Annotated in this window: 3 protein-coding genes; all 3 read left to right on the top strand. The window is 69.8% G+C overall.

Annotation, left to right across the window (positions count from 1 at the left end):
- Positions 1-147: 147 nt before the first annotated feature.
- The 3 genes from ACFWX1_RS32145 to ACFWX1_RS32135 all read left to right on the top strand — a co-directional run bounded on the left by ACFWX1_RS32145 (position 148) and on the right by ACFWX1_RS32135 (position 3,693).
- The gene (locus ACFWX1_RS32145) at positions 148-1,653 is read left to right on the top strand and encodes an amidohydrolase family protein (RefSeq protein WP_378393514.1); all 1,506 of its coding nucleotides are present in this window, start codon (positions 148-150) and stop codon (positions 1,651-1,653) included.
- Positions 1,654-1,684: 31 nt separating this feature from the next.
- Entirely contained in the window at positions 1,685-2,407 is a 723-nt protein-coding gene (locus ACFWX1_RS32140) for a dienelactone hydrolase family protein (RefSeq protein ID WP_378393513.1), read from the top strand.
- Between the two features lie 272 nt (positions 2,408-2,679).
- On the top strand, positions 2,680-3,693 hold the full coding sequence (locus tag ACFWX1_RS32135) for a S1 family peptidase (RefSeq protein WP_378393512.1): 1,014 nt from the start codon (positions 2,680-2,682) through the stop codon (positions 3,691-3,693).
- Positions 3,694-3,820: the final 127 nt, after the last annotated feature.

Genomic DNA, 3,820 nt, shown 5'->3' with positions numbered 1-3,820 from the left:
GCCTTCACAGCGGTGAGCGCTGTGAAGGAGGCCTTCACGGACCTGCGAACGTGTAACGCGTGAATCGGACCGCCCCGTGCGGTGTTTCGATCGTGACTGGTTCGCGTCCGCTTCCTGAGGGAGAATGGGCGCCGGGGGGTGGGGATCATGACGGTGGACCGCAGGGCGTTCCTCGCGTGGCTGGGGACCGGCGCGCTGGGAGCCGCGGCGAGCGCGTTCCCGGCGAGCGACGCCGAAGCCGCGGGGAACGTGACGGTCCTGACGCACGCCACCTTGATCGACGGCACCGACGCGCCGCCGACCCGCGACGCGACGATCGTCCTCGCCGGAGACCGGATCGCCGCCGTCGGGCGGGGTGTGGCCGCGCCCGCCGTCGTGGGTGTGCGAGTGGTCGATCTGCGCGGGAAGTTCGTCATCCCCGGGCTCTGGGACGCCCACGCCCACAGCAGCACGCTGAAGCGGACCTTTCCGCCGCTGCACCTGGTCAACGGCGTCACGTCGATCCGCGACATGGACGGCAGGCCCGAGACCCACGACGTGGCCCGCGCCATCGCGCGTGGCGAGCTGGCCGGGCCGCGGATGGTCATCGCGAGCGAGATCCTGGACGGCGGGAACTCGTTCGTCGACGTTCACCGGCGGGTCGGCACCCTGGCCGAGGTCCGCGACGCGGTGCGGGACGCCGCCGCGGTCCATGCCGGCCTCGTCAAGGTCTATTCGTTCATGAGCCCGGAAATCCACGCGGCGATCGCGGCCGAGGCGCACCGCCACGGGCTGCCCTACGGCGGCCACGTGCCGATCCAGCTCCCGGTGCAGGAGGTGCTCGCCCGCGGTCAGCACTCGGTCGAGCACATGTACGCCTTCCACGCTTCGACGTCCGAGCGGAGGGACGAGTTCTACGCGCGGCTGGCTGGGCTGCCCGCGGACACCGGCACCTGGCCGGGCGCGCTCGCCGAGCTCGACCAGGCCGCTGTCGCGTCCCATAACGCGGCCATGACACAGGACCTCGCCGGCCGGTTCACCGCTTGCCGTGCGTGGCATGTGCCGACACTGGCGGTGTTGTCGCGGATGTCCTCGCCGCCGCGAGAGTTGCCGCACGACCCGGTGCTGCAGGGGCTGGCTGACCGCTATCTGCCGCGCTCGATCCGTCAGGAATGGCTCGACATGGCGACGGGGTGGCCGGAGTGGCCGCCGGAGCGGATCGCGCGGGAGGCGGCGTATTTCGAGGCGGAGCTGCAGCTCGTCGGTGAGCTGGCCACCGCCGGTGCGCCGGTGGCGGCGGGTACCGACAGCGGCTACCTCTACACGTTCCCCGGCTTCGCGACACACGACGAACTGGAACTGCTGGTGCGCGCCGGGTTGTCCCCGCACCGGGCCCTGCAGGCAGCGACCCGTGACGCGGCGCGGTGCGCGGGGCGCCCGCGATCGGGCACGATCGTCGCGGGCCAGGACGCCGACCTGGTCGTGCTGGACGCGGATCCCCTCGCCGAGATCACCAACAGCCGCCGCGTCCACGCCGTCGTCAGCCGCGGTACCTATCTCGGCCCGCCGGAACGGCAGCGCATCCTCGCCGACGTCGAACGCGCCGCCCACGAGGACGTCACGCCGGGCACCGGTACCCCAGGTGCGCACTGTTGCCTGAGGAGAATCGGGTGACCGGGACCGCCGGGTTCGCTACGTTCGTGTCATGGTGACCACGAGGGACATCGAATACACCGTCGGCGGAATCACGATGGCGGGACGGCTCGCGCTGCCCGGCGGCACGGACCAACGGCCCGCGGTCCTGATCGCGCACGAGGGCAACGGCCTCAGCGACCGCCAGCGGGCGACCGCCGAGCGGCTGGCCGAACTCGGCTATGTCGCGTTCGCGCTGGACTACTACGGCGGTGGCCGGCTCCTCACGGACCGGGACGAGATGGCCCGGCGCTTCACCGAGATCCAGAACGATCAGGCGCTGATCCGGGCCCGGGGTGCGGCGGGGCTCGACGTGCTCCTGGCCGAACCGCGGACGGATCCGGCGAAGGTCGCGGCGATCGGCTACTGCTTCGGCGGCGCGGTGGTGCTCGAGCTCGCCCGAGCGGGCAAGGACCTGAAGGCCGTCGTCGGTTTCCACGCCAGCCTGAGCACCCCGACGCCCGAGGACGCCGTGAACATCACCGGGAGCGTGCTGGTGTGCATGGGGGCCGACGACCCGCTCATCCCGCTCGACCAGCGCATCGCGTTCGAGGAGGAGATGCGCGCGGGGCGGGTGGACTGGCGCATGAATGTCTACGGCGGCGCCCAGCACAGCTTCACGAATCCGGACGCCGATCCGGCCAACGCGCCGATACCGGGAATCGTGTACCACGAAGCGTCGGCCAAGCGATCCTGGCGGGCGATGCTCGACCTTTTCGACGAAGTCCTCGGCTGAGAGCGAGTCGGCCCCGGTACCCGCCGGCCACAGCACGCCTTGGCGGCGGGTACCGCGTATGTTTCGCCCGGCGACCGAGGATGTTCTTCCCGTACCCGGTCCGGCTAATAGGTATTAGCCGAATTGTCGTTTCGTGTGCCGAAGTGCCGGTTCGGGTGTTTTCCGCGGCGCCGTCGAATTGATCACCGACTTTAGTCGCTGGTGGTCAGTGCTTGCCGAACCGGACAGTCTCCTCGTCACATTCACGCTTCACCGACGAGGAGGAGCAACTCGTGCCGACCCGGAAATCCCTCACCTTACTGGCCGCGGTGTCCACCGCGGCTCTGGTCGCCGGCGTCTGTTCGCAACCGGCCGCCGCACAGCCGGCGGATCTCGCCCAGTTGCAGCAGGCATCCGTTCGTCACGCCGCGCAGGTCGCGCAGACCTTGGGCATGGCCTTCGGTGGTTACTACCTCGACCACGGCAAGGCGGTGATCAACGTCCTCGACGACGCCGCCGTGCGGAGAGTCGAGGCGGCGGGCCTGACGGCCAAGAAGGTCAAGCACAGTTTCGCGGCGTTGACCGGCGTCAAGAACTCGCTCGACCGGATCCACGACGTCCCGCAGACCGCCTGGGGCATCGACACGCGCGCCAACCAGGTCGTCGTCACGATCTACTCCGCGGCGTCGCAGTCCACTTCGGACACTGTGAGCGCGGCGGCGGCCCAGTACGGCGACAGCGTCCGTGTCGAGCACAAGACCGGCAAGCTCGAGCTGTACATCGCCGGCGGCGACGCGATCCAGAACGGCAGGAACCGCTGCTCGCTCGGCTTCAACGTGACCAGGGGCGGCTCGCCGTACCTGCTCACCGCCGGGCACTGCACCAACCTCGGCGGCACCTGGAGCGGCGGGGACGTCAGCGGCGCGCAGATCGTGGAAAGCGACTGCCCCGGAGCCGACTCCGGGCTGCTGACCCGGCCGAACGGCACCGGCCCCGGCGAGGTCAACACCGGCCAGCCCATCACCAGCGCCGCGGAGCCGACCGTCGGCGAGCAGATGCAGAAGCAGGGCTCGACCACCGGTGGCGGCGGTGGCGAGGTCACCTCGGTCGACCAGTCGGTGAACTTCGACGTCGGCGTGCTCGACCACGAGTTCGGCACCACCGCGCACACCGACCACGGTGACTCGGGCGGCCCGGCCTACGACGGCTCGGCCGGGCTCGGCACGCTGTCCGGCGGCGACGGCATCACCAGCTACTTCTACCCGCTGACGCTGGAATTGCAGTCCTATGGGCTGTCCCTGGCCTGATCGTCCACCACGTCGTGGGGGGGGGGGGTGTGTTGCGGCCGGGAAGAAAGGGGCGGTAGAAAGTAGATGAAGTAACAACAAGAACCCAAAAGAAAAACCAACATGACGAAAAGAGGTATGAGAAGAG

Source organism: Amycolatopsis sp. NPDC059021, assembly GCF_042739895.1.
Lineage (GTDB): Bacteria > Actinomycetota > Actinomycetes > Mycobacteriales > Pseudonocardiaceae > Amycolatopsis.
The sequence above is the reverse complement of the archived record's forward strand: the minus strand, read 5'-3'. Positions and strand labels throughout refer to the sequence as shown.